Annotated in this window: 25 protein-coding genes and 1 tRNA gene; 11 read left to right on the top strand and 15 right to left on the bottom strand. The window is 40.1% G+C overall.

Annotated elements, in window-relative coordinates; translation table 11 throughout:
• Positions 1-250 precede the first annotated feature (250 nt).
• On the bottom strand, positions 251-427 hold the full coding sequence (locus HHA41_RS10905; RefSeq protein ID WP_168417930.1) for a hypothetical protein: 177 nt from the start codon (positions 425-427) through the stop codon (positions 251-253).
• Positions 428-593: 166 nt separating this feature from the next.
• Positions 594-950, bottom strand: a complete 357-nt coding sequence (locus HHA41_RS10900; RefSeq protein ID WP_168461723.1) for a rhodanese-like domain-containing protein — start codon at positions 948-950, stop codon at positions 594-596.
• Between the two features lie 188 nt (positions 951-1,138).
• On the opposite strand from HHA41_RS10900, the gene HHA41_RS10895 reads away from it, so the two are divergent.
• From HHA41_RS10895 to HHA41_RS10865, 7 genes are all read left to right on the top strand, one after another.
• The gene (locus tag HHA41_RS10895) at positions 1,139-1,546 is read left to right on the top strand and encodes a rhodanese-like domain-containing protein (protein ID WP_168417992.1); all 408 of its coding nucleotides are present in this window, start codon (positions 1,139-1,141) and stop codon (positions 1,544-1,546) included.
• A gap of 203 nt (positions 1,547-1,749) precedes the next feature.
• Positions 1,750-2,208 carry a DUF2946 domain-containing protein gene (locus tag HHA41_RS10890; RefSeq protein ID WP_168461722.1) on the top strand — a complete coding sequence of 153 codons (459 nt, stop codon included), beginning with the start codon at positions 1,750-1,752 and terminating at the stop codon, positions 2,206-2,208.
• A 127-nt stretch (positions 2,209-2,335) separates the two neighbouring features.
• Positions 2,336-2,593: a helix-turn-helix domain-containing protein gene (locus tag HHA41_RS10885; RefSeq protein WP_168417933.1), complete on the top strand. Its 258-nt coding sequence runs from the start codon at positions 2,336-2,338 to the stop codon at positions 2,591-2,593.
• 308 nt (positions 2,594-2,901) lie between these two features.
• Complete coding sequence (mutS, locus tag HHA41_RS10880; protein WP_168417934.1) at positions 2,902-5,541, top strand: DNA mismatch repair protein MutS; 2,640 nt, start codon at positions 2,902-2,904, stop codon at positions 5,539-5,541.
• A 219-nt stretch (positions 5,542-5,760) separates the two neighbouring features.
• Positions 5,761-6,084, top strand: a complete 324-nt coding sequence (gene fdxA / locus HHA41_RS10875; RefSeq protein ID WP_004973093.1) for a ferredoxin FdxA — start codon at positions 5,761-5,763, stop codon at positions 6,082-6,084.
• A gap of 141 nt (positions 6,085-6,225) precedes the next feature.
• Positions 6,226-6,945 (top strand): D-Ala-D-Ala carboxypeptidase family metallohydrolase, encoded by a 720-nt coding sequence (locus tag HHA41_RS10870; protein WP_168461721.1) that lies wholly within the window; start codon positions 6,226-6,228, stop codon positions 6,943-6,945.
• Positions 6,946-7,108: 163 nt separating this feature from the next.
• Positions 7,109-7,774, top strand: coding sequence for an O-methyltransferase (locus tag HHA41_RS10865; RefSeq protein WP_168461720.1), 666 nt, complete (start codon positions 7,109-7,111; stop codon positions 7,772-7,774).
• 170 nt (positions 7,775-7,944) lie between these two features.
• Here the strand turns inward: HHA41_RS10865 and HHA41_RS10860 are convergent, their stop codons facing one another.
• The 12 genes from HHA41_RS10860 to hrpA form a co-directional block, all read right to left on the bottom strand.
• Positions 7,945-8,787, bottom strand: a complete 843-nt coding sequence (locus HHA41_RS10860; RefSeq protein ID WP_168461718.1) for a universal stress protein — start codon at positions 8,785-8,787, stop codon at positions 7,945-7,947.
• A gap of 125 nt (positions 8,788-8,912) precedes the next feature.
• The gene (locus HHA41_RS10855) at positions 8,913-9,539 is read right to left on the bottom strand and encodes an acyltransferase (RefSeq protein WP_168461717.1); all 627 of its coding nucleotides are present in this window, start codon (positions 9,537-9,539) and stop codon (positions 8,913-8,915) included.
• The gene (locus tag HHA41_RS10850; RefSeq protein ID WP_168461716.1) at positions 9,532-10,131 is read right to left on the bottom strand and encodes a YigZ family protein; all 600 of its coding nucleotides are present in this window, start codon (positions 10,129-10,131) and stop codon (positions 9,532-9,534) included. The genes HHA41_RS10855 and HHA41_RS10850 overlap by 8 nt, the downstream gene beginning before the upstream one ends.
• A gap of 167 nt (positions 10,132-10,298) precedes the next feature.
• Entirely contained in the window at positions 10,299-11,066 is a 768-nt protein-coding gene (lptB, locus tag HHA41_RS10845) for an LPS export ABC transporter ATP-binding protein (RefSeq protein WP_168417940.1), read from the bottom strand.
• Positions 11,066-11,632 (bottom strand): lipopolysaccharide transport periplasmic protein LptA, encoded by a 567-nt coding sequence (gene lptA, locus HHA41_RS10840; RefSeq protein WP_104852159.1) that lies wholly within the window; start codon positions 11,630-11,632, stop codon positions 11,066-11,068. Before lptA ends, lptB begins: the two co-directional genes overlap by 1 nt.
• A complete protein-coding gene (gene lptC, locus HHA41_RS10835; RefSeq protein ID WP_168417942.1) occupies positions 11,622-12,164 on the bottom strand; it encodes an LPS export ABC transporter periplasmic protein LptC in 543 nt (180 codons plus the stop codon). Before lptC ends, lptA begins: the two co-directional genes overlap by 11 nt.
• Before the next feature lie 39 nt (positions 12,165-12,203).
• Positions 12,204-12,743, bottom strand: coding sequence for an HAD-IIIA family hydrolase (locus HHA41_RS10830; RefSeq protein ID WP_168417943.1), 540 nt, complete (start codon positions 12,741-12,743; stop codon positions 12,204-12,206).
• A 3-nt stretch (positions 12,744-12,746) separates the two neighbouring features.
• Positions 12,747-13,724, bottom strand: a complete 978-nt coding sequence (locus HHA41_RS10825) for a KpsF/GutQ family sugar-phosphate isomerase (protein WP_168417944.1) — start codon at positions 13,722-13,724, stop codon at positions 12,747-12,749.
• Positions 13,725-14,080: 356 nt separating this feature from the next.
• Positions 14,081-14,156 (bottom strand) — tRNA-Gly (locus HHA41_RS10820).
• A gap of 65 nt (positions 14,157-14,221) precedes the next feature.
• Positions 14,222-15,643, bottom strand: a complete 1,422-nt coding sequence (gene cysS, locus HHA41_RS10815; protein WP_168417945.1) for a cysteine--tRNA ligase — start codon at positions 15,641-15,643, stop codon at positions 14,222-14,224.
• Positions 15,644-15,840: 197 nt separating this feature from the next.
• A complete protein-coding gene (locus HHA41_RS10810; RefSeq protein ID WP_168461715.1) occupies positions 15,841-16,953 on the bottom strand; it encodes a beta-ketoacyl-ACP synthase III in 1,113 nt (370 codons plus the stop codon).
• Between the two features lie 30 nt (positions 16,954-16,983).
• Complete coding sequence (gene hrpA / locus HHA41_RS10805; RefSeq protein ID WP_168461713.1) at positions 16,984-20,865, bottom strand: ATP-dependent RNA helicase HrpA; 3,882 nt, start codon at positions 20,863-20,865, stop codon at positions 16,984-16,986.
• A 372-nt stretch (positions 20,866-21,237) separates the two neighbouring features.
• Between hrpA and ahpC the strand changes: the two genes are divergently transcribed.
• The 3 genes from ahpC to HHA41_RS10790 all read left to right on the top strand — a co-directional run bounded on the left by ahpC (position 21,238) and on the right by HHA41_RS10790 (position 22,881).
• Positions 21,238-21,801: an alkyl hydroperoxide reductase subunit C gene (ahpC, locus tag HHA41_RS10800; protein ID WP_005178834.1), complete on the top strand. Its 564-nt coding sequence runs from the start codon at positions 21,238-21,240 to the stop codon at positions 21,799-21,801.
• 196 nt (positions 21,802-21,997) lie between these two features.
• Complete coding sequence (locus HHA41_RS10795; RefSeq protein ID WP_168417948.1) at positions 21,998-22,474, top strand: right-handed parallel beta-helix repeat-containing protein; 477 nt, start codon at positions 21,998-22,000, stop codon at positions 22,472-22,474.
• A gap of 200 nt (positions 22,475-22,674) precedes the next feature.
• A complete protein-coding gene (locus tag HHA41_RS10790) occupies positions 22,675-22,881 on the top strand; it encodes a KTSC domain-containing protein (protein WP_168461712.1) in 207 nt (68 codons plus the stop codon).
• A 97-nt stretch (positions 22,882-22,978) separates the two neighbouring features.
• Here the strand turns inward: HHA41_RS10790 and HHA41_RS10785 are convergent, their stop codons facing one another.
• A complete protein-coding gene (locus HHA41_RS10785; RefSeq protein ID WP_168417950.1) occupies positions 22,979-23,197 on the bottom strand; it encodes a DUF1653 domain-containing protein in 219 nt (72 codons plus the stop codon).
• Between the two features lie 257 nt (positions 23,198-23,454).
• Here HHA41_RS10785 and HHA41_RS10780 point away from each other — a divergent pair, with 257 nt between their 5' ends.
• Positions 23,455-23,799 (top strand): hypothetical protein, encoded by a 345-nt coding sequence (locus tag HHA41_RS10780; RefSeq protein ID WP_168417951.1) that lies wholly within the window; start codon positions 23,455-23,457, stop codon positions 23,797-23,799.
• The last annotated feature ends 203 nt before the right edge of the window (positions 23,800-24,002 follow it).

Below are 24,002 nucleotides of genomic sequence, written 5' to 3'. Positions count from 1 at the left end.
TTACACGCTTGGCAACAAGACATTAACAGAGTGCGAATTAGTCCTTGACTATGTTTGACTACATTTTAAGGAACAGGCTTGAATAGCCCAATTCTGCAACGCTGCTTTGCAAAAAGAAAACCATCAATCGTGTATATTTTAGATTTGGATTAGGTCGCATCGAATAAGTAATAGCAGTCTAAAAATACAAAAGCCCATTTTAAAATGGGCTTTGGCTTTCTTTTCAAAATTAAAACTGCAAATTTTGTACTTAGTCGATCTCTTTTAGGCACACTGCAGATAAAATTGGCACACCAAAGCACGGAAGTAACAATAGAATCCAGTATTCTACAACCGTTTCTTCGCTGATCATATTAATAAATAATCCGCCAATGACCAGTACCGCAGCAATTAAACCTAGAAAAATTCCAAAAAATCTTGCAGGCATTTTACGTCCCCTGAACAATCGAACAAAAGTGTTGAGTCTAGTATATACCCTATATTTGAATAATATATTATTTTTTAAGTAAAGATTAACAAAGCCATACAATCTTAGAGGTAGATCGAAAATGGCGATATTGCACAGAATAAAGCATTATCTCAACTCGCATTGTTTATTTAACTTGGGATGATACGCAAGGCATTAGCTGTTTCCACCATGCTTTCATACCACCCTGTAACTGCGATGTCTGATAGCCCATTTTGTTCAATTTTCGAGTTGCAGGAATACTTCTATGCGCAGACAAACAAATTGTCACCACAGGCTTTGCAAGGTCTAAAGCCAACGCTTGGATATTGGCTTCAGTCATTTGCGTTAACGGTAAATGCAACGCACCCTCAATATGACTATCACAGAACTCTTTTCGAGTACGTACATCTACAATTTGCACATCTTGCCGTTGTTGTAATAAATCCTGTGCACTAATTTCAGATACTTTGCCCCACGGCAAATACATTATTAAATTCCACATTGCTCACTCCACAACCAACAAAAACTTGAATATTCCAACAAATAATTTAAACCTTAGCACAGCAAAGCTGGTCAAAATTTGACTATTTTTAGATATGAAGCATCTAGACACATTTTCTAACAATAATCAAAACCCATTTAATATATAAGTTTATATTATATAATATCAAAATAAATGTGAGTGTCATGATGAAAACACCCGATCAACTTATTTCTGAAGCTAAAAGTGAAATTACAGAAATTAGTGTCCTAGAATTGCATGAAAAATACTTGAAACATCCTGATATTATTTTGATTGATGTACGTGAACCTGAAGAACACCAAGCCTGTGCAATTGACCGTGCTGTCAACTTTCCTCGTGGTATGCTAGAAATGAAAATCGCACAACATCCTGTTGTGAACCACTACTGTGAAGTTGAACGAGCACTTGCTGATCTTGCAGAAAAAGATATTTATTTGGTCTGTGGAACAGGCGGTCGCTCTGCTTTGGCAACTCAATCTTTGCAAAGAATGGGTTTTGAAAAAATCTTTTCAGTCCAAGGTGGCATGCAGGCTTGGCTAGATGCGGGTTTACCCACAATTTCCATTTCTGGCTAATTTAGTTTCAGGAAATGTAATCTAGTTAATATAGCATCAGGCGTGTATGTGTAATCTTTATGGTTATATGTCTGTATAAACAGCTATTTTACATTTAATTTTCACCTTTAATTTCATGCAATATTTCTATTACAAAATCAAAGATTTTGGTTTTTGTGATAGTGTTACATGCAAACTTTGAATAAAAGATCAATGCAGTGTTAATGATGTGGGGAAGATTGCTAGGCCTATCTGCAATCTTGTTGCAAGTCGCTGTATTTTTACAGCCATTATTGCCAGAGAAACAACATTTTTCCTCTGTGTGTAAAACTGTTGTCCAAGCATTATTTTCTGATCAGGCCAAATCTGCAAGTCCACTATCTGCAGATCATACGCATCACTCATCAAACATCACTGCGTCTAACTCCAATTCAAATCAGACAATTACACATTCAGCTCAGCATCAGGATTCTTCTGAACAAGATTCGCATGCCAATCATGAGTGTGAATACTGTTTGGTATACAGCTTTGCGCTGCCATTATTGGATACCAAGCTCAGATATGTGTTAATTCGCACACAAATTCGAGTTTTAGCTTTTAAAACAGCGTTTACTTCAACGCTGTTTCAGAGTGAGCCTTTCTTTTTTCTCCCACAAAGCCGTGCACCCCCTTCTGTCTTATAAACTCTTGTGATATTTGGTGATGGCCCAGCGATACACTTAGCTGTAAATCCCTATGATAAATATATCCAAACCGATTATTTATTTGAATGAATTGACTCGTTTATTCGACCCTAAGGAGGAGATAACCATGCATCTGCTTCAACACAGTCATAACTATGTAAATCATGATGTAGATCAAGTGGTATGCTTAGATTTAGCCCAACAAATTGTTAAAGTTCGACAAAAAATGAATATTTCACAAGCAGAACTTGCGGCAAAATTATGTATCTCTGCCAGAACTTTGGAAAGTTGGGAACGTGGTGTTCGTCAACCTTCTAGTTCTGCCCAAGCTTTGATTCGATTATTTATTAAATCACCGCAATTTGTGTTAGAAAGTTTGGCTTAAAACATCTGTTTTGATTTTTTAAAGCCTTTTAAAAACAATATAAAGAAGCTCTTGAGGGAGCTTCTTTAACTATAAAATCAATTTAAATGGTCAATCACTTCATCTTTTTGTTTAATACTCACCACAAATATTCTGAAGATCACAAATCACTTTTTTCAAAACCTTAAATATACAGTGTTTAATGTATTTACAAGATTACGCTGCCCTGCATATTCTCTACTTATTCACTAATTTAACTAAGATGACGTAAAATAGACGCTCACCTATTTACACTCAAATCACGCCTCAGACTAAAGGATTCCAACTGCATGAACATGAAAGAAATCATGGCTGATCTATCTTCCCACACCCCAATGATGCAGCAATACCTACGGGTGAAGATGGAACATCCACATTCTTTAATGTTCTATCGCATGGGTGATTTTTACGAATTATTTTTTGATGATGCACACAAAGCCGCCAAGCTTTTAGGTATTACACTCACCCATCGTGGTAAAACCAGCGGCAAGCCTATTCCAATGGCAGGTGTGCCGTACCATGCCGCAGAAGGTTATCTGGCTCGCTTGGTCAAAAAAGGCGAAACTGTGGTCATCTGTGAGCAAATTGGCGAAGTGACAGGTAAAGGCCCTGTAGAGCGTGGTGTGGTAAGAATTATCACCCCAGGTACACTTACCGATGATGCCTTGCTTAACACCCACCAATCTTCCAATTTGGTCGCTTTATGCTTACAGCAAAACCAGATTGGCATTGCATTACTGGACTTGAGTGCAGGTATTTTTAAAGTTCAGCAAATGGATTATCGACCTGAACAACTCGCAATTGAACTCTCACGTTTAATGCCAAGTGAAATTGTGGTCGATGAAGATATTGTCGATCCAAATATTATTGAACAGGTTAAAAAACAGCTCGACTGCCCTGTGACTAAACGCCCAAATGTCGATTTTAACCTGAACAATGCACAAAAAACTCTCTGTGATCAATTCAGCGTTTCTACCCTGTCAGGTTTTGGTCTTGATCACCTACCTTTAGCCAAAGCCGCTGCGGCTGCTCTGATTCACTATGCCAAAGAAACACAAAAAACGGCCTTACCGCATATTCGCAGTATTCAGTTAGAGCAAAGCAGTGATTTTATCGCACTAGACCCTGTGACCCGTCGCAATCTTGAATTGGTTGAACCATTGTTTGAACATGGAACATCTTTATTTCAACTCATCAATGACTGCCAAACTTCCATGGGTGGCCGCTTGCTTAGTCGTACCCTAATGCAACCTTTGCGTGATACTGCACTGCTTGATGCACGTTTAGATGCCATCCAAGCCTTGTTACAGGGCTATCATGAATCTCCAGTACGTTTGGTACTTAAAGAAATAAGTGATATTGAACGGGTACTGAGCCGTGTCGCACTGGGTAGCGCTCGCCCACGTGACTTGGTTCAACTACGCCAAGCTTGTGCGCAAATTCCATATTTACGCCATGCATTACAGCCGATTGTTTCTGCACAGCAATCGCAACTCATTCAAAACCTGAATGAAGAATTGGGCGATTTTCATGGGCTGCATCAACGTCTTATGCAGGCCATTGTGGAAAATCCACCTGTTTTATTGCGTGATGGTAATGTCATTGCAGAAGGTTTTGACAATGAACTGGATGAACTGCGTAAAATTCGAGATCACGCAGGACAATTCCTTATTGATTTAGAAATTAAAGAGCGTGAACAAAGTGGCATACCTACTTTAAAAATTGGCTACAACCGTGTCAGTGGTTATTACATTGAACTGACCCGAGCCCAAGCTGAGCAAGCACCTGAGCATTATATTCGTCGTCAGACTTTAAAAAATGCAGAGCGCTATATTACCCCTGAGCTGAAAAGCTTTGAAGATAAAGTACTTTCTAGTGAATCTCGTGCTTTGGCACGTGAAAAAATGCTGTTTGAAATGCTACTGGATGAATTACGCCAAGACATTGCTCAATTACAGATGATGAGCAGTGCGATTGCACAAATTGATTTATTAGCTAACTTTGCCCATCAAGCCCGCTTACGCAATTGGGCACGTCCTGAATATAGTCCTGAAACAGGTATTAAAATCACTGCTGGGCGTCATCCTGTGGTTGAAGCCTTGAGTAAAACAGCATTTACTCCAAATGACACCATGCTGGACTACAATCATCGCTTGGCAATTATTACTGGCCCGAATATGGGCGGTAAATCAACCTATATGCGTCAAACGGCACTGATTGCCCTACTTGGTTATTGTGGCAGTTATGTACCTGCACAAGCCGCTATATTAGGGCCAATTGACCGTGTATTTACCCGAATCGGCTCTGCGGATGATCTATCTACGGGTAAATCGACCTTTATGGTAGAAATGACTGAAACATCACAAATTTTACATCATGCCACCTCGCAATCTTTGGTGCTCATGGATGAAGTTGGTCGAGGCACTAGTACTTACGATGGTTTGTCTTTGGCATGGGCATGTGTTTTAGATTTAAGCAAACGCATCAAATGTTTATGTTTATTTGCCACACATTATTTTGAGCTGACCGAATTAAGCAAAGAGTCAGGGGTAGATAACTACCACGTTACTGCAAAAGAAATGAATGGAAACTTAATTCTGTTACACAAAGTTCAACATGGTCCAGCCAGTCAAAGTCATGGTTTACAGGTCGCAAAACTGGCAGGTATTCCTACTAATGTGATTAAAGAAGCACAAAACCGCTTAAGAATTTTAGAAAAGCAGCAGCTTAAAAATGTTAATTTGGCCGTTCAGGATGATTTATTCACCCCTGCTACCAGCTTGGCAGAAGCTGAAATTATTGAACGTGTGATTGAAGTGGAAAAACCATCACCTGCGCTAGACTTATTGCGCAGTATAGATGTAGATAATTTGACTCCACGTCAAGCATTAGATCAGTTATATGCTTTAAAAGAGCAACTGAATAGCTAATTTAAACCGCTAAGATTTTTAGAAAAAATTAACAAACTAAAGACTCTCAATTGAGAGTCTTTTTCATTTATAAGTTTTTTTGATGGTTTTACCCACTTTTTATCAAATTTAGTAGCACTATCTATATCAAATATCAGTAAAAGCAATTGTTAGTTACAGTGTTTTTTGCCTAAAATAGACTATTCTGAATTAGAACCATATTTTTAGGTAGCTGTCGCCATGACATTTGTTGTCACTGAAAACTGTATTAAATGTAAATACCAAGATTGTGTTGAAGTTTGTCCTGTTGACTGCTTCTACGAAGGTCCAAACTTCCTTGTCATTAATCCAGACGAATGTATTGACTGTGCATTGTGTGAACCTGAATGTCCTGCAAATGCAATTTTCTCTGAAGATGAATTACCAGAAGGTCAAGAAGTCTTTATTGAGCTAAATGCAGAGCTTTCACAAACTTGGCCAAACATTACACAAATTGGCGATCAACCTGCTGACCGTGAAGAATGGAATGGCAAGCCAGACAAATTACAATACTTAGAAAAGTAAGTTTGTCCTGTTTTTAAAAAGATCAGCCTGTGCTGATCTTTTTTTATACCTAAAACACACATTTGATTGCAATATTTTCAAATTTTAACCCGTATTTTCGATTAGAATACGGACACTTTAAATAAATATCTGATTTGCCTAATGAAGCAATTTTTCAAGGCGCTGTTTTCGTTCAGCATTGTTCCCATGCTTTTGGTGGCTTGTAGCTCAACCCCAGACAGAACAACAACGATTACCACGCCCGATGGAAAACGAATTTTCATTCCTCAAGAAAAAATTACCTACGAACGACAGGCAGCACCGAAAATTGTGCCCTACGCCTACAATGCTTGGGTCGCCGTAAGTGACAATTTACGCCAAGTCCGTGAGTACGAACGCTTCTTAGAACAAAATGGTGTGGGCAATATTATCCCTAGTTTTGAATTAATGCGTACTGCGCGAGATTGGCAGCGTTGTGGACGTTCACAGTTTATGATTCCAAGTCGTGAATTGTGGAAAAACCAAGTACCAACCCTACGCGTATTTAAGTATTTAGTTGCCTCTAAAGTTTTAACCGACTTTGAAGTCACCTCAGTGTATCGTGATTTACCACTGAATCAGTGTGCAGGCGGAGCAAATTCTTCTCGCCATTTATTCAACTCTGCGATTGATTTTAGAATTGGTCCACAATTCCCAAATGCCGAAGATTATGCCTACATTGAAAGTACCAAATACCGACTGTGTCAGTTCTGGCATCAATATGGGCAAAGTTTAAATATGGGTTTGGGCTTATATGCTTCTGGTCAAATTCATATTGATACTCAAGGCTATCGTACTTGGGGGCCTGATTTAAGCCATCATTCATCTATATGTAATTTCTAACTTTTGTTGTTTCAAATGAATGTTTAAAAGAGGTCAACACTGGCCTCTTTTTTACATCTATCGCATCTAAAAGCAGTCGCATTCAACAGTAACCCAGCGTAATAAATTGCACTCTAAGCAGAAAAGTTTACAATGCACACATCGCAACAAAGGTGAGCTGACTATGCAACAAATGTGGACGGATATCGATCACTATATCGAATCACATTTAATCCCCGAAGACCCAATTTTGACGCAAACTTTGGAAAATACCGATGCCAAAGGTTTTCCAGACCATCTTGCCGTTGCCGCAAATCAGGGGATGTTGCTACAAATGCTCATTCAGATGAACCAATGCAAACGGGTATTGGAGTTGGGTACTTTTGCAGCTTACAGCACTATGTGGCTCGCGCGCGCCCTACCTGAAGATGGTTATATTCTAACAATTGAAGGACGGGATACTCACGCTGCTTTAGGTCAAGAAAATATTGATCGTGCCCAGTTGAAACAACAGGTTGAATTGAAAGTCGGACGAGCTGCCGATATTTTAAAAGCACTCCCTGCCGATACAGCAGCCTTTGATTTTATTTTTATTGATGCAGATAAACAAAGCTATCCTGAATATTTAGAACTCAGTCTTAATCTTTCCCATTCAGGTACAATTATCTTTTTAGACAACGTGATTCGCGCGGGTGAAATTTTAAATCCTGAAAATCACAAGCCGAGCATTGAGGGTATTCGTAATATGTTTACTGCAATGCAAAACCATCCTCGAATTTTATCTTGTACCGCATTACAAACTGTAGGCAGCAAAGGTCACGATGGCTTTGCTTTAGCGATTGTAAAGTAAACCCAACGTAAGGTTAAAAAACAACCTGGATCGATTTTACATTATATATTATAATGTTACATGTACTGTCCATACAGTTATCCACAATTTATGCGGATAACCATGGACAGTTGCTCAACAGTTAGATCAGCTCAGCTAAACAATTGCTTACCCTGTCTTTTAATACGTTTTTACTTTGCAACCAATAACGGTACAGTCGAATTACGGAAAATACTGGTGGTAATACTGCCCAAGAAGAATTGATGAATTTTGCTGTGACTAAATGCACCCAACACAATCAGCTGAATACCATGCTCACGCTGATAATCTAAAATATTCTCTGCAACATCACCATAACGGTATTCCACCACCACATCCAAACCGGCTGAGGTTAAGAAATCCGCAGGTTCATTTAACACTTCTGGATGATCGCCCACATAGAGCAAATGGCATTGCAATAATTTAAGCAAATCACTTTGTGCAATGCGCTTCATCATTTTGATACAGGTTGGTGAATATTCATAGGCAAAAATAAAACGTGTCGGCGCTTTAAAATTTTCACCCACAGTCATCACTGTACAATTTGCCCCACGGATAAAGTTTTCAACATTGCTACCCAAAGCTTTATTGCGCTCAGCCGATTTCTCTCCTACTCGGCCTATGACCACAATATCTTCTTCATTCAACAAACTGAAACTTTGTTCTAAAAAGTCGCCTTTTTCCTGTAAATGAGTCGGTACGATACCAAACTTTTCCTGAATCATATTGGAAATATGCTGCAACAGATTGTTGCTGTAGTCTAAGGCTAATTCACTTTGTTTTTGTTCAAGTTCTGATAGTTCTTTTAATAGCATGGCATTACTTTCAAAGCCAATCACACCGCTGATTTCCCCCAAATGATAGCTAGCGGGGTAATAGTCCAACACTTGCAATAACACCAATTCACGTTGAGTTTGTGTTGCAATCCACGCAGCAGCTTCTGCAAGCGCATTAATACAGGGCGAAGAATCAATACAAGCAATTACACGTTTCATTGTTGCCTCACTTACTGCCTTTTGCAGGCTATTTTTAATTGTTATTTTTAACTTAGCACAACTCGTGTTGCAGGGACATGAAAAAATGTAATCAAGTTTAAAGATTTAGCCTGACTGAATAAAAGCTAGTCACGATAACGAATCCGTTTTGCTGGATTTCCTGCTACAATTTCACGTTCCTGAATGTCTTTGGTGACCATGCTATTCATACCCACAACGGCATGTGCTGCAATCTTTACACCATCTTTAACCCCAACATGCGCACCGAGCCAAACATCTCGTCCAATTTCAATGCCTTGTGAACTTACTGCTTGTTGATAGATCGGCTGATCTAATGCCATACCATGATCAAAAGCATATAAATGACAATAGGCTGCAATACGCACTTGGTCATGTAATTTAATGCCTGCACGACCGCCATCTAAAATACAGTGATGGTTTATCGCAACTTCATTGCCAATCTCTAAAGGGCCATGCAAAGTGCAATCTGCTGCAATAAATGTGTTATCGCCAATTTTTATATGACGACCAGGCTCTGCAAAAATGTGTGCTAAAGGTGAGATAAAACAGTTTTGACCTATTTCAACTGTTTCCATTGCCATTAAATAGTCTTGATATTCCTGCTGCCAAGCTTCTGCCCAAATACGATGTTTAGGCTTTAATGACCAATATAGCCACGGCATATAATTTAAACGGTGCTTATGCTGTTCACGATATTTCAAGAGCGGATCTGCATTGCTAGATTCAGTCATGTTGATCTTCTTCAATTATTTTAAGTTGTTCACGCCCACGGCTTATATCTTGTAATTTAAATCTTAATGGATCAATTTGATGTACTTGCAGCAAGGCCTGCACCACTACACCATTTGCAGTATAGTCTTCCTGATACTCTATCTGCTGACTGTTCAACTCGTACTGTAAAATTGCCCATTCATTAAACTGACAGGCAAATTGCACCATTTTTTTCTCAATCAGTTCTATTTTTTCTGCTAAGGCCAAACATTGCCCTGCGCAGCCACCATAGGCACGCACTAAACCGCCTGTACCCAATTTAATACCACCATACCAACGATTGACCAATACCAAAACATTGGTCAGCTCATTGCCTTCAATCGTGGCTAAAATTGGGCGACCAGCCGTACCCGAAGGCTCGCCATCATCATTAAAACGTAATTGATGCCCTATTTTCCATGCCCAGCATTGATGTGTGGTCGATGGATCACGTTGCTGTTCTAGAAAAGTTTTTACCGCTTGCTCATTGTCTACAGGCACTGCGATGGCTTGAAATCGACTTTTTTTAATTTCTTCTTCAAAAGTGATTGGCGCAGCAATGGTAAAAGGCATAACAATCCAGACAAATAACCAGATAAATAAAACCTGAAGATTATAACGTGTTTAGAGCACAACCGACATGAAAAAACCTTCTAGCGAATTTCGATAGAAGGTTGAGTAGTAGTGTATTCATCTGGATTAAAAGTCATCTTTTAACGCAAAGAAAACCATTCAAATTTTTAGACAAAAAAGTCTTCACCCAAATACACTTCACGTACGGTTTCATTTTCCAGAATTTCTTGTGGAGTTCCTTCAGCAATCACTGAGCCTTCACTAACAATATAAGCACGTTCACAAATAGCTAAAGTGTCACGCACGTTATGGTCAGTGATTAATACACCAATGTCGCGGTCTTTCAAGGTACGGATAATATCTTTAATATCACCGACTGAAATGGGATCGACCCCTGCAAACGGTTCATCTAGCAACATAAACTTAGGGTCTGCGGCCAAAGCACGTGCAATTTCAGCACGACGACGTTCACCACCTGACACACTCATCCCTAATGAATCTTTAATATGGGTGATTTTAAAATCTGCCAACAACTCAGCCAAACGCTGCTGACGTTGCTGTTTATTTAAGTCTTTTCGTGTTTCCAAAATAGCCATAATATTTTCAGCAATGGTCAATTTTCTGAAAATCGAAGCTTCCTGGGGTAAGTAACCAATACCCTTACGTGCACGTTCATGCATCGCAAGATCAGACAAATCCAGTTGATCTAAATGGATTTCGCCTTTATCCATACGCACCAAGCCCACAACCATATAGAAACTGGTAGTTTTTCCTGCACCATTTGGCCCTAGCAAACCTACAATTTCACCACTTTTCATTTCAAATGAAACGTCTTTTACCACCCAGCGCTTATTGTAGTTTTTTGCCAAATGCTTAATACATAGCGTTTGCTGACCGCGCTGTGTGCTGTCTTGTGTTGCGCTGCTTTGATCCATTAATCACGCGCTCCCGGGAATGATTTTGAGCTTGATGGTGGAATCACAATTTTGACACGACCCGCATCTGAACCTGTTTTATTTGGTGTACCAATTGCCTCAACATCACCTTTGTTCATGCTATAGCGCAAGGTATTACCACGAATACTGGCACCATCTTGTTCTAAAAGCGCACCACCCGATAAGGTAATAATGCCTGTTTCTGCATTGTAAACAATCTTCTGCGCTTGGCCTTTCGCTAGCCCTTTGGCAGGATCGGTTTTTTGCTGAAATTGTGCAGGTCTACCTGTAGCCGTAATTACACTAATTTCTTTTTTACTGTTCAAATTAGCAACAATAGAGTCAGCCTGTAGCTTCATGGTGCCCTGTTCAATAATCACATTGCCAGTATAAGTCGTTACACCCGAACGCTCACTAAAGGTTGCACGGTCTGCCACCAAGCTAATTGGCTGATTACGGTCAGAAGGAATTGCCCAACTACCTGCCGATGAAAGCACCGCCAAGCCTACAAGTACTGCTTGTTTTATCAACGTTTTAGACGCGGTAAGCTTAGTTTTATGGTTCATACTTTCCTCGAATATTAAAAAATTCGTATTGGCCGTCATTTAAATTGGCTTTTAAACCCTGACTGATAAAATCTGCTTGTGGTGACTGTACCACCACCTGCTTATCAGTATTGATTTCACGTGTTTTGGGAAGCACGTTTAATTCTGCTGTTTCAAGCGTAAGCTTGCCTTGATTAAGTAACTTGGTTGCTAAAACCTGATCGGACAACACCACTTTTTCATTGTCATTAAAACCTTGCGCTTGCTTGGCATAGAACGTGGCATCTACCTCGCCCGCCTTGTACATCGAAGCATTTAAATTTTCCAGCTTAGAGGTCTTTTGCTGCATATCTTGCTCTAAACGGTCAATTTGAGCGCGTACATATAAATTGCCCTGCTCATCGGTCTGGGTCAGATGAATTTGCTCGGCTGAATAAGTCATCGAACGTGCAGCGTCAGTTTCCAGTTTTTTGCCTTTACCGCTGTAATAGTAATAACCACCACTTACAGCTGCAATTGCAATCGCAGTAACGTATAAAACTTTAGTATCCATAAGTGGGGCTGTAACTCAAATCTTTGAATGCATGACGTATTAATGAGGGATTGTGAGATATTTTTCAAGTAACTCTTGGTATACGCCTTTGGCAGTTAAAATCATATCGCAGATTTCACGTACCGCACCACGACCACCCATGGCTTGTGTTACTAAATCTGCACGGCGACGCACCTCAATATGTCCATTAGGTACAGTCACTTTCATACCTGCAATGGAGAATGCCGACAGATCAGGCCAGTCATCACCCATGTACATACAATCTTGAGGTGATAAACCCAGTTGTGCACACGCTTCCTGTAACGCTGTACCTTTGTCTTCACGCCCTTGATAGACCAAGTCTACGCCTAAATCAGACATGCGTTTTTCGACAATATTGCTTTTACGCCCTGTAATGATAATGACCTTGACGCCAGCCTGCTGCACCAATTTCATGCCTAAACCATCACGAATATCGAATGATTTAATTTCATCACCACTGTTGGTCAGGGTAACAAAACCATCACTTAAAATTCCATCGACATCTAAAACCAAAGCTTCAATATGACGTGCTTGCTCTAATAAAATATAAGATGCCATTGTTTAGTTCACCCCTGCTTGAATCAAGTCATGCATACTGATCACACCAATGACCTTATTGGCATCATCCACCACCACAAACTGATTAATTTTACGGTCACGTAATTGTTCTAAAGCTTCAACTGCACGCGCTTCTTGTGAAATAGTTGCAGGGTGCTGTGTCATCACTTGCCCGACTTGTAAATTCACATCAAAGCCCTGTTGCTTATCAATTAAACGACGTAAGTCACCATCGGTGAAAATGCCTAATAAGACATCATTCTCATCCACAATTGTGGTTAAACCTAGACGTTTGTTTGAAATTTCGTATAACACCTTGTTCATTGGTGTATCTGGTGCAACTTTTGGTAGCTCGGTACCCGTGTGCATCAAATGCTTCACATGCAATAACAGACGTTTACCTAATGCTCCCGCAGGATGTGAACGGGCAAAATCATCGGCAGTAAAACCACGTGCTTCAAGCAAGGCGACCGCCAAAGCATCACCCAAAGCCAAGGTTGCTGTAGTACTGGAGGTTGGTGCCAAACCAAGCGGACAGGCTTCCTGAATATTACCCAAAGTCAGTGCCACATCGGCATTTTGTGGCATTGGCCCACGATCATCACCACTAATCGTGATTAGCGGCACTTCTAGATGCTTGATGAGTGGCATTAACATCATGATTTCATCACTTTTGCCTGAGTTGGAAATGGCAATTAAAACATCTCCACGTACCAGCATACCCAAGTCACCATGCCCTGCTTCACCCGGATGCATGAAGAAAGACGGCGTACCTGTAGATGCAAATGTTGCTGCCATCTTACGGCCGATATGCCCAGACTTCCCCATACCCGTGACAATCACCCGACCTTTGCAATGCAGCATAATTTCGCAAGCACGGCTAAAGCGATGGTCAATTTGCGTAGCCAAGACCTGCAATGCTTGCTCTTCTATTTTTAATGTGTCTAAGGCTACAGATTGAAAATCAATGGTATTTGGCATGTTTTCTATTCAATGTTGGACTTAAATAAAGTGTGGTACACAGCCTAATAAAACAGGTTTATTAGAGCCGCTTAGATTTTCGCAATTTTAGCATATCTATGCAATTCTAAGCTTTGATTCTGAGTGTGTTTTTTGTTTTTATCGTTTTGTAGATATTCCTTAAAGCTCTTCAATATCTACACCTATTTGACTTGTTCTTTTTTGACAAGCCCTGAGTTAGAAATAAAGTTCCTGCTTAGGTTATTTAATGAATATCTATGTAAACGACGCCTGAACTTTTTGCTGTGTCTAAATGAATACTGCAAAAAAACTTCCATAAAAAAACGCCTATCTTTCGATAGGCGTTTTTAAAATTTTGGAGCGGGAAACGAGACTCGAACTCGCGACCCCAACCTTGGCAAGGTTGTGCTCTACCAACTGAGCTATTCCCGCAATATGGAAGTGAATTATAGAGAATTTCATACAACTGTCAACTCTCTATGCTTCCAAGTGCTCAATTAATCAGCACGACGCCATACTGTACCCTGACGGGTATCTTCCAATACTACGCCTTGATCAAGTAAAGACTGGCGAATTTCATCGGCACGGGCAAAGTCTTTGGCTTTTTTGGCATCCTGACGCTGCTGAATCAATTCTGCAATGGCTTGTTCAGACAAACCTAAAGCATCCTGACCAATATCAGACTTCAGGAATTCATCTACATCATGCTGTAACAAACCTAAAATATTGGTCAAATGACGCAAGGTTGAATAATACACAGCCGCCTGTTCTGCCTGCTGCTCTTTTACCGCACGGTTCAGCTCTTTATTGACTTCAAACAGAACTGCTATCGCTTCTGCAGTGTTAAAGTCATCACGCATTGCAGCATTAAAGCGCTCTACCAAAGCCTCATCTAACGGCTCAACAGTTTTCGCACCATAAGCTTGTTGATAAGCTTTAAATGAGTGATAGAAACGTGATAAAGCAGTTTTCGCTTCTTTCAAGGCAACATCGGAGAAGTTTACAGGGCTACGATAATGTGAAGACACAATAAAGTAACGGATCACTTCAGGATGGAACTTTTCCATCACATCGCGGATAGTGAAGAAGTTACCCAATGACTTTGACATTTTTTCGCCATCGACATTAATAAAACCGACGTGCATCCAGTAATTCACATACTGCTCACCTGTCGATGCTTCAGACTGGGCAATTTCATTTTCATGGTGTGGGAACATTAAGTCTGAACCACCGCCATGAATATCGAAATGGTTGCCTAAGCAGCAAGTCGACATTGCAGAACATTCAATATGCCAACCAGGACGTCCATTGCCCCATGGAGAAGCCCAAGATGGTTCATTTTCTTTGGCATGTTTCCAAAGAACAAAGTCAAATGGATGCTTTTTATCGACTTCAACATCTACACGTTCAGATGCACCCGCTTGCATGTCTTCCAGCTTACGGCCTGAAAGACGGCCATATTTGTCAAATTTTTCGACCTGAAAATAAACATCGCCATTGCTTGCAGGATAAGCCGTGCCTTTATTTACTAAATTGCCAATCATGTTTTGCATTTGGTCAATAAATTCAGTGGCACGTGGTGCTGCATCTGGCTCAGCACAGCCTAAGTTTGCTGCGTCTTCATTCATGGCTTGAATAAAACGATCCGTTAAAGCCTGAATACTCTCGCCATTTTCATTGGCACGTTTAATAATTTTGTCGTCAATGTCGGTGATGTTGCGTACATATTTCACCTTCCAACCCTGACTACGTAAAAAGCGAATGATGTAGTCAAATGCAACCATAACCCGCGCATGTCCAATATGACAGTAATCATAAACCGTCATACCACAGACATACATGTCGATATGTCCTTCTTTACGCGGAACAAATTCAACTTTTTTACGTTGCTCTGAGTTATATAGAACAAATGGTTGCATAGGTTTTCAAAATAGGTCTATTAAAAGATGCACCATCTTAACCTAAGCATTATTTTTCATAAAGTTTTTCGATGTTTTTATTCTGTATGAGGATATTGCGAGTGATGAGTACACTCTCGACCAGACCTTCTCCCGAAGGAGAAGGAACGTTCAATACTGATCTTAAACTTGGATTGATCTTATAAAGTGAGTAAACCTTATGCCGCGTCGCGTTTTTGTACCAAAATCGCACCGACAGAGTAACCCGCACCAAATGAACACAGTACACCATATTCACCATTATCGACTTCATGTGCAGTACGGTGTAAAGCAATAATTACCCCCGCTGAAGAGGTATTGGCAAACTCATCTAAAATAATAGGTACTAGACCAGGTTGTGCCGCTTCTTTACCCACCACCAATTTTAAAATCAGTTCGTTCATGCTGGCATTGGCTTGATGCAACCAGAAACGCTTCACATCGGTTGGTGCAATCTGATTTTTTTCCAATTGCGCAGTAATCATTTTAGCCACTAACGGACAGACTTCTTTAAAGACTTTACGGCCATCCTGATGGAAGCGTTTATCATCAATATCTGCATTTTCACTTAGGTTTAAGAAACCGAAGTTATTGCGAATATTGTTAGAGAACTGGGTGAACAGGTTCATATCTAAAATTTCAAAACCTGCTTTTGTATCTGTCTCTTCTAAAATTGAAGCGGTTGCCACATCACCAAAAATAAAGTGGCAGTCACGTGAGCGGTAATCGTTATGCCCTGATGTAATTTCGACATTCACCAACAGTACGCGACGCGCGCCTGCTTTAATCGCATCATGCGCTTGCTTAATACCGAAAGTTGCAGCAGAACATGCTACGTTCATGTCATAGGCATAGCCTTGAATACCAAGCGCAGTTTGAATTTCAATCGCCACGGCAGGATAAGCACGCTGCAAGTTTGAGCAAGATAAAATGACCACATCAATATCTTCTGCAGTTACACCTGCATTTTGCATCGCTTGTTTTGCGGCAATTACACCCCATTCAGCTTGTAACGAAATTTCATCATCACCACGTTCACGCAAATTAGGACGTAAACGGTTGATGTCTAAAATACCTGTCTTTTCTGCTACATAACGGCGTTTTACACCTGAGGCTTTTTCAATAAAGTCTGCACTTGAGCCACGACGTTCTTCTAGCTCACCTGCTGCAATTTTGTCAGCATTCTGCTGATTATACTGTTCCACATAAGCATTTAAACTTTCGACCAACTCTTCGTTGGTAATAACATCTTCTGGGTGATAAAGACCAGTACCTGTAATGCGAATGCCCATGTAAAACTCCTTCTAGAAATTATCTATATCTTAACTGATTCCGAGCTTTTCCCATACTTTTTGCAGCCGAGTTGCAGAAATTGGCATTTTGGTTTTCATGGGTTGAGAGAACAACGATATGCGTAATTCTTCTACCATAAAGTACAATTCCTTCAGGCGGGCATCTTGTTTGTGTTTGAACAATTTGTCCATCCAAGGGTCAATTTGGGCGATGGCAGCATTATCTCTTTGCAAGTTGTTGGGTAAGCGGTCTAAACGTAATAACAACGCTTTTAAATAGCGCGGATATTCGCTCCACACCTCTACAGGCTTGCTATACACAAAGTCTGCCAGATGCATTAAATCCAGCTGATCTTCAATATCATCCATATTTTTAGCAAAAACTGCTTCATCAAGCATCAATAACTGACGGCGAATATCTTGCCAAGCAATATAAATTTCATTAAAGATACGAAGCGTGGTTTGACCATGACTAAGAAAAGTCTTTTTTACCTCAAGCTGTAAGTTTTGAAACTCTTCCAAATTGACTGGCAAGTCACAAATAGTGCTTTGCAAGGTCGCATAGATCAACATTTGTTCAAATTGTGCTTTATCTCCCAAAGGTGAGTAGGCCAAAGCCAATGGTTTAGCAATTTGTTTTTTCAGTTGGCGCGATAAATCGCCCAATTGCACATGCAGTAAACGAATCACCCCTTCACGATGCTGACGAATCGCCTCGCTCTGATCATTAAAGGTTTGAATCACCACACCCGATTCATCTTTCTGGCTCAATTCTGCAAAATCTTTGCTTGGCACCAAAGCCTGATATTGCTTGACCACCACACCGGTAACTTTTTGTGAAGCCTCAAAAATGAATCGTTCAGGAAAGGTCTGAAATTCACCTTGCAACTGCTTCACAGGGCTGTGGGTTTCGGTACGACAACGTGCTTTTAATTCTGCTAAATCACGCCCCTGTTCAATCACCCGCCCTTTTTCATCCAGTACTTTGATGAACGGTAACAAATACGCATCTACACGCTCAAAACTAAAGTCTTTTTCGGTAATTTGTTCTGCACGTAACTGAAATGCCAAAAAGCTAAAAATATGCTCACGTAAATTGACAGCATCAATGCGTTGCAACAGTTTGCTTGCAGTGTCCGGAATAGGCACTAAGTGACGACGCTTTTCCTTCGGCAAGGTTTTGAGCAAAGCTTCAATTAAATTTTCACGCCAGCCTGGAACACCCCATGACCAAATATTTTCATCGACCTGTGCCAATGCTTGCACAGGAATTTTAACCGTTGCACCATCTTCATCATGACTTGGATCAAAACGGTAACTGGCTGCCAAACGCAGCTCACCATTACGCAAATAATCTGGAAATTGCTGCGTGGTCGGACGATCATTCAACCAAAGTGCATCATCTTCCACAAATAAATAACGTGGGTTTTGCGGCTCCACGGTGGCACGCCAATCTTCAAATGAGCGTCGGCTAGCGACTTCTGCAGGGACTTTGGCTGCATAGAACTGATAAATAGTTTCTTCATCGACAACTAAGTCTCGACGACGTAACTTGTCTTCAACCCGTTCCACTTCTTCAAGTTTGAGTAGGTTGTGTTTTAAGAATGGCGGTGTAATGCCCAAGTTGCCTGTGGTTAAAGCATCACGTAAGAAAATTTCATGCGCAGCTTCTTGATCGACCTTTTCATAATTTACAGCACGTTTCGGTTCAATAATCAGCCCAAACAGTGAAATTTGATCATAGGCATTTACCACGCCAGCTTTTTTAGACCAATGCGGCTCGAAATAATGATGCTTGAGCAAATCACGTGCGGCCAATAAAATCCATTCAGGTTCAATTTTTGCCAAGGTGCGCAAATACACTTGTGAAGTTTCCACCATCTCAAATGCCATCACCCACGGCGTATTGGTTTTATGCAAGGTAGATGCAGGGAAAATCCGTGCTTTTTGCTGGCGTACGGCCATGAACACGTTACGCTCATCGGTTTTATTTGCAATAAACGATAACAAACCAGTTAACAATGCTCGATGCAGATTTTCATAACTGGCTTTTTTCTCATTAAAAGACAGTTTTAAACTACGTGCTAAATCAACCAATTGTTCATGCGTTTTCTTCCATTCACGTAAGCGCAACCAACTTAAGAAATGCTGACGTGCAAAAGTACGACGTTTGTTTTCACTCATACCTTCACGGTTTTCGTGCAAAGTTTCCCAAAGCTTTAAATAAAATAAAAAGTCAGAATCTGCTTCACGGAACAAAGCATGTTTTTGATCGGCCTGCATTTGTTTATCTGCAGGACGTTCGCGCGGGTCTTGCACCGCTAGTGCCGCCACAATAACTAATACTTCATTGAGCACACCAAAATGCGCACCGCCTAAAATCATACGTGCCAGTCGTGGGTCAATTGGCATTTTCGCCATCTGCTGACCAATTTTGCTGAGCGGATTTACAGTCTTAGATGAAACATCTTTGGCTTTATGTTCTGTCAGCGCACCTAATTCCACTAATAATTTGCGACCATCATTCACTAAACGATGATCGGGCGGCTCAATAAAATCAAATTCTTCAAGCGTGCCCAAGCCCAGACTTTGCATTTGCAAAATGACCGAAGCCAAGTTGGTACGTTTAATTTCAGGCTCAGTAAACTCTGGTCGGCTTAAAAAATCCTCTTCGGAATACAAACGAATACACACACCTGGCGCAATACGACCACAACGCCCTTTACGCTGATTCGCTGCCGCTTGAGAAACTGCTTCAATGGGTAAACGCTGCACCCGTGAACGATAGTTATAACGTGAAATACGCGCAAAACCACTATCTATTACGTAGCGGATATTTGGCACAGTCAAAGCCGTTTCAGCCACATTGGTGGCAATAATAATGCGGCGTCCACCACCCGTTGGGTTAAAGATTTTTTGTTGTTCAGCTAACGCCAAACGCGCATACAAAGGCAAAATTTCTGTATGACGTGGCCCATGTTTGTGCAAGGTTTCCTGGAGTTCACGAATTTCCTGTTCAGTGCTGGCAAAAATCAGAATGTCGGCGTGTTCAGGATGACCTTTTTCCTGCGCATCGGCAAAGCACTCTTCTACTGCTTGCACCACAGCACGTGGCAAGTTTTCTTCAAAATCATCAAATTCATCATCATCACTGCCACCAATACTTAATTCAGAAATTGGACGATAACGTACTTCTACAGGAAAGCTGCGCCCTTCAACTTCAAAAATCGGTGCGCCATTAAAGTAATTGCTAAAACGCTGCACATCTAAAGTTGCAGAGGTGATGATGACTTTTAAATCAGGGCGACGTGGCAACAATTGCTTTAAATAACCCATGATGAAGTCAATATTTAAAGACCGCTCATGCGCTTCATCGATAATAATGGTGTCGTATTTGTTCAAATAACGGTCATTGGCAAGCTCTGCCAATAAAATACCATCGGTCATTAAACGAATAATAGAGTCTTGAGAACCTTGTTCATTAAAGCGGACTTTAAAACTGATCGATTCACCCAGTTTTTCGCCGACTTCTTCTGCAATACGCTGCGACACACTACGTGCAGCCAAACGTCTTGGCTGGGTGTGACCAATGAGACCAGTTAATCCACGACCTGCCAACATGGCAATTTGAGGTAACTGCGTGGTTTTACCTGAACCCGTTTCCCCTGCCACAATAATCACTTGATGCTGCTGAATTGCTTCTGCCAATTGCTTAGCGTATTGAGTTACAGGTAAATCTTGATTCAATTGAATATTGGGAATGCGCTGAGCACGCTCCAACACTTTGAAATTGGATTTTTCAAATAATTCCTGATATTGCTTTGGATTGGCATCTTTGCCTTTCCGTAGTCGATTTAAACGATGACGATCACGCGCCAAAACGAGGTGGTCTACATTTAAATGACTCTGCACAGAATACGCTTCCTAACCAAAACACAAACACGTATTTTACGCACTAATGCCCTGAAGCGAAAGAACAGCGCTACAGAACAATCATTTAAATATTTTTTGATGCCACCTTGAACTTTTAAATTACATCCCCATATTGTTGAATGTAACTCAATTGCTGATTTGGTTTTATTGGATAGCCCACAAGTGGCTGTCATTCAATCATCATCATTTTAAGGCCTAATAAAGTCTCAAAATTGTATTGATGAACTTGTTGATATTTACATTCTCATTTGTTTTTCCGATGCTAGTAATGTAAAAATACCATTTCAGCAATAAAACAAAATTAGATACTCTATTGCTAACGAAATACAAACCTTAATCATGGAGACAATGATGAGCTTAATTAATACTGAAGTTAAACCATTTAAAGCTAATGCATACCATAACGGTCAATTCGTTGAAGTAACTGAAGCTGATCTTAAAGGCAAATGGTCTGTTGTATTCTTCTATCCAGCTGACTTTACTTTCGTTTGCCCAACTGAGCTTGGTGACCTTGCAGACAACTACGCAGAATTCCAAAAATTAGGCGTTGAAATCTATGCAGTTTCTACTGACACTCACTTCACGCACAAAGCTTGGCACGACTCTTCAGAAGAAATCAAAAAAATTCAATACGTAATGGTTGGCGACCCAACTTGGACGCTTTCTAAAAACTTTGAAGTATTAATCGAAGCTGATGGTCTTGCTGATCGTGGTACTTTCGTTATCGATCCAGAAGGCAAAATCCAAATCATCGAAATCAATGCTGGCGGTATTGGTCGTGATGCTCAAGAACTTCTTCGTAAAGTTAAAGCAGCTCAATACGTTCACGCTCACCCAGGTGAAGTATGCCCAGCTAAATGGAAAGAAGGTGATGCAACTTTAGCACCATCTATCGACCTAGTAGGTAAAATCTAAGTCTTAGATTTCACTACTCACAAAAACCACGCTTAGGCGTGGTTTTTTTATTCAAGCTGTTTGTTTACAGTAATGCATAAAAACTCCACTTTTCTACCTAATTTATTCATCATTGAATCGTAAACTAGATTGACTACAAAACAGCCAGCACATGGCACATTTGATTTTTTAAGTTGTAATTTATGAGGGCGGTTCTATGAAAAAATTATTGGTACTTTCGACTTTACTGGCATTTTCCGTGCCTGCATTGGCAGATGTAAACTGCAATGGCACCATTAAAAATCGTACCATTGATGATAATGTAAAAATTCAAAAGTTATGCACCCTAGATAATGTGACTGTTAAAGGTAATGTCATGCTGCATAGCAGTGCACAAGCCACAATCAAAAATAGCCGTATTGATGGCAACTTAGAATCTAAAGGACAATTTAGCCGAGTAAATGCTCAGGCCAACCGTATTGATGGCAACATTCAATTAGAAGATGGTCGAAATATTCAACTCAGCTCCAATCGTGTTGATGGTAATATTCAGCTAAAAGACAATACTGGCAGTATTATTGTTAAAAATAATCGTGTTTCTGGTAATTTAGAATGCGAAGATAATCGCCAAAAACCTACTGGCGGTTCTAATCGCGTTTCAGGCGATAAAGAAGATCAATGTCGTCATTTATAATGCCTAAAAATGCAAAATAGCAGACTTAAAAAAACCACATCTTATGATGTGGTTTTTTAACTTTGATCAACAACACAATATAAAATAAGATCAAATCTATTTTTACAATTCTGTAATACTTTTTATTTCATACTTCACTTATGTTCAGAATAAGCAGATTAAATCTGTGAAAAATAATATAAAAAATAAAGGAGTTGCTTATGGATAAAGCACTTGTCGTGACATCCTGGACATACAGCGCATCTTCACGTTATTTGAAAATTTTTTACGAAAATGGCTCTGGGGATTTATTCCACCCTGTACCGCAGTCTATTTATGACAACTTATTGAGGCGCAGCGACAAAGCTGCTTTTGTGAGTAAATATTTAGCATACGACCTAAGCTTTAACCGCATTTCCATTCAATAAATCATCATTACATTTTAATTATTTTAACTTTAAGAATTATCTAATTACTCAATCTATCCAATTAGTTTAATGCCGATTGGATAGACAAAGCTAAAATTTAAAGTACTTCTTGTACAAGTTTAAAACGCTCCAATTCTCGATCATCATCCAAGGTGATGGTTTCAGTAAACATTGACAGTGGTCTTACCCAAATAGAGTAATCTCCATATAAACACTGATAGACCACCAACTTTTCTTGAGTTTCACTATGGGTTGCCACATGCAGCACTTGGTACAACTGCCCTTTATAATGTTGATAAATACCTTTTTTAAGCATTGTGCTGTCCTTCTTCAACTAAACAGCAACAATGTACAATAAAAAATGAATTTCTGCTTATCAATACAATACAGCTTTATTCAACACACTCTCCCCCCAAGCAACCTGGGCATAACACATAAAGATCGACCCCATAGACACTATTTAGGCTAAAAACTATTACATTTATTGAACAATTATGCGTATCGGGCTGTATATTTTTTAGTTATATTCGCTTTATCCCATCTTAAGTGGATGTAAAAAAAGGAAACATGATAATGAATAAACTACTTCTTGCTTTAGGTCTTGCCGCTACTGTGGCGCTTGTTGGTTGTGCAAAAGAAAAAGCACCTGAAACTGGGGCAACCACTGGTGAACACTTAGAAAATGCTGCAGCTCAAGCGGCACATGATGCTGAAGATGCAACTCATGAAGCTGCTGCCGCTACAGCAACAGCTGTAGATAATGCTGCTGAAGCGACTGAAAATGCTGCCCACAATATTGCAACTGCAACTGAAAATGCTGCAGATGCAACTGTTCAAGCTGCTAAAGATGCGACTGCTGCAACTGCGGGTGCTGTTGAACAAGGTGCTGCAAACGTAAAAGAAAAAGCACAACAATAATTGATTGTGTCAATAAAAAAACTCCTGAGTCTCTGCTCAGGAGTTTTTTGATTTTAATGTCGGTGTTTTATGTGACACGTTTCATTTCAACATCTAAAGTACATCTTCTATTAGACTATGTAGAAAGCTGTTCCTTAAAATGTAGTCAAACATAGTCAAGGACTAATTCGCACTCTGTTAATGTCTTGTTGCCAAGCGTGTAA

Source organism: Acinetobacter sp. A1, from assembly GCF_012371315.1.
Lineage (GTDB): Bacteria > Pseudomonadota > Gammaproteobacteria > Pseudomonadales > Moraxellaceae > Acinetobacter.
This window is presented reverse-complemented; position numbering and strand designations above follow the sequence as displayed.

Coding starts and splice junctions, on each gene's coding strand:
- HHA41_RS10905 (WP_168417930.1), bottom strand. CDS start 427: ATGCCTGCAAGATTTTTTGGAATTTTTCTAGGTTTAATTGCTGCGGTA.
- HHA41_RS10900 (WP_168461723.1), bottom strand. CDS start 950: ATGTGGAATTTAATAATGTATTTGCCGTGGGGCAAAGTATCTGAAATT.
- HHA41_RS10895 (WP_168417992.1), top strand. CDS start 1,139: ATGAAAACACCCGATCAACTTATTTCTGAAGCTAAAAGTGAAATTACA.
- HHA41_RS10890 (WP_168461722.1), top strand. CDS start 1,750: ATGATGTGGGGAAGATTGCTAGGCCTATCTGCAATCTTGTTGCAAGTC.
- HHA41_RS10885 (WP_168417933.1), top strand. CDS start 2,336: ATGCATCTGCTTCAACACAGTCATAACTATGTAAATCATGATGTAGAT.
- mutS (WP_168417934.1), top strand. CDS start 2,902: ATGAACATGAAAGAAATCATGGCTGATCTATCTTCCCACACCCCAATG.
- fdxA (WP_004973093.1), top strand. CDS start 5,761: ATGACATTTGTTGTCACTGAAAACTGTATTAAATGTAAATACCAAGAT.
- HHA41_RS10870 (WP_168461721.1), top strand. CDS start 6,226: ATGAAGCAATTTTTCAAGGCGCTGTTTTCGTTCAGCATTGTTCCCATG.
- HHA41_RS10865 (WP_168461720.1), top strand. CDS start 7,109: ATGCAACAAATGTGGACGGATATCGATCACTATATCGAATCACATTTA.
- HHA41_RS10860 (WP_168461718.1), bottom strand. CDS start 8,787: ATGAAACGTGTAATTGCTTGTATTGATTCTTCGCCCTGTATTAATGCG.
- HHA41_RS10855 (WP_168461717.1), bottom strand. CDS start 9,539: ATGACTGAATCTAGCAATGCAGATCCGCTCTTGAAATATCGTGAACAG.
- HHA41_RS10850 (WP_168461716.1), bottom strand. CDS start 10,131: ATGCCTTTTACCATTGCTGCGCCAATCACTTTTGAAGAAGAAATTAAA.
- lptB (WP_168417940.1), bottom strand. CDS start 11,066: ATGGATCAAAGCAGCGCAACACAAGACAGCACACAGCGCGGTCAGCAA.
- lptA (WP_104852159.1), bottom strand. CDS start 11,632: ATGAACCATAAAACTAAGCTTACCGCGTCTAAAACGTTGATAAAACAA.
- lptC (WP_168417942.1), bottom strand. CDS start 12,164: ATGGATACTAAAGTTTTATACGTTACTGCGATTGCAATTGCAGCTGTA.
- HHA41_RS10830 (WP_168417943.1), bottom strand. CDS start 12,743: ATGGCATCTTATATTTTATTAGAGCAAGCACGTCATATTGAAGCTTTG.
- HHA41_RS10825 (WP_168417944.1), bottom strand. CDS start 13,724: ATGCCAAATACCATTGATTTTCAATCTGTAGCCTTAGACACATTAAAA.
- cysS (WP_168417945.1), bottom strand. CDS start 15,643: ATGCAACCATTTGTTCTATATAACTCAGAGCAACGTAAAAAAGTTGAA.
- HHA41_RS10810 (WP_168461715.1), bottom strand. CDS start 16,953: ATGGGCATTCGCATTACAGGTACTGGTCTTTATCACCCAGAAGATGTT.
- ahpC (WP_005178834.1), top strand. CDS start 21,238: ATGAGCTTAATTAATACTGAAGTTAAACCATTTAAAGCTAATGCATAC.
- HHA41_RS10795 (WP_168417948.1), top strand. CDS start 21,998: ATGAAAAAATTATTGGTACTTTCGACTTTACTGGCATTTTCCGTGCCT.
- HHA41_RS10790 (WP_168461712.1), top strand. CDS start 22,675: ATGGATAAAGCACTTGTCGTGACATCCTGGACATACAGCGCATCTTCA.
- HHA41_RS10785 (WP_168417950.1), bottom strand. CDS start 23,197: ATGCTTAAAAAAGGTATTTATCAACATTATAAAGGGCAGTTGTACCAA.
- HHA41_RS10780 (WP_168417951.1), top strand. CDS start 23,455: ATGAATAAACTACTTCTTGCTTTAGGTCTTGCCGCTACTGTGGCGCTT.